The following is a 1,283-nucleotide window of genomic DNA, read 5'->3' as shown; positions in this document are numbered from 1 at the left end:
TTGGTCATAGCCCCGTCAAGTAGACAATAAAAAAAGAGAAATTCCATTAAGCGGCGACTTTTTCCCGGAATTCAATTGGGGAGAGGTCGCCGAGTTTGTTTTGGAAACGGTCCTTGTTGTAAAACAAAATATACTCTGTAATTTGGTTCCTTGCTTGTTCCAGATTCTGAGGCTTCTCCAAATACAACTTCTCTGTCTTTAAGTGGGAGAAGAACGACTCAATACATGCATTGTCATAGCAGTTCCCACGCCGAGAATGGCTTCCTGTTAGCTTCTTCTCTTCAAGCAACTTGGCATAGCTCTGTGTTGTATACTGGAACCCCTGGTCGGAATGGAGTAAGGCCGGTCCACATTTCAGTTTCTTTACCGTTTCCATCACAAGTTTTAAGTCATTTCGCTCGGAGAGTTCCCAAGCTACAATCTCGTTGTTGTATAGATCCATCACAACCGAGAGATAAGCAAAATCATGCCCGATCCGGACATACGTAATATCCGTCACGAGTTTCTGCACAGGAGCTGCCGCCGAGAATTCCCGATTTAAGACATTACGGAATAGAACTGACGGTTTCCGGCCAGCAAATGGGCGTTTCTTGCGAATCACGGAACGAATCTGGAGTTCTCTCATTAAGCGGCGTACCTTTTTGTGATTCACCACGAGGCCCTCCTTTCCTAACGCGGTTCGCATACGTTTGTAGCCGAAATAAGGACGAAGCCGGTGAATGCCTAAAATATGTGCTTTTAGATCCGCATCCCGATCTGCTCGTTTCTCTCGGAGGACGATATTCTTCTTCCATTTGTAGTAACCTGCACGAGAAATTTCAGCAATTTTACACAACCAAACCACAGGTGCCCACTTACTTATTTCTCGAACGGACTGGCACCGGGCTTCGAAATCCAGCTTCCCTCTCCGTGCAAATTCGGATTGAGCTTTTTTAGATATTCTACCTGCGCTTTCAGATAAGCATTTTCTTCTTCTGCACTGCTAAAATGCTTCTTCGTCCAACGTCCTCGATAATCCTCAAAACTCTCTCCATTTTGGCTTTTCCGTACCCAAGTAATAATCTGGCTCTCACTCTTAATACCAAACTTCTCCATGATCCGACTGTATGTCCAACTTTCTTCCAATCGCAGACGAACAGCCTCTTTCTTCGTTTCTTCACTATATTGATTAAAAGTTTGGCCTTTTTTCGCTGGCATAGCAAAAATCCCCTCCGGTTTTCAGTGTTGAGTTCATTTTAACATGATCTCTTTTTTTCACTGTCTACCTTGAGGGGATAATACCA

The 1,283-nt window shown here is 44.2% G+C and carries 1 protein-coding gene; it reads right to left on the bottom strand.

Annotated features, from left to right (window positions below; genetic code table 11):
* Nucleotides 1–46 precede the first annotated feature (46 nt).
* A protein-coding gene (locus J2Z28_RS30975) for an IS3 family transposase (protein WP_211085774.1) occupies nucleotides 47–1,197 on the bottom strand; the annotation gives its coding sequence in 2 pieces (ribosomal slippage) (nucleotides 47–936 and nucleotides 936–1,197; 1,152 coding nt in all).
* Between the last annotated feature and the right edge of the window lie 86 nt (nucleotides 1,198–1,283).

Origin of the sequence: Paenibacillus xylanexedens (genome assembly GCF_017874615.1) — a bacterium.
Classification (GTDB): Bacteria; Bacillota; Bacilli; order Paenibacillales; family Paenibacillaceae; genus Paenibacillus; species Paenibacillus xylanexedens.
This window is presented reverse-complemented; position numbering and strand designations above follow the sequence as displayed.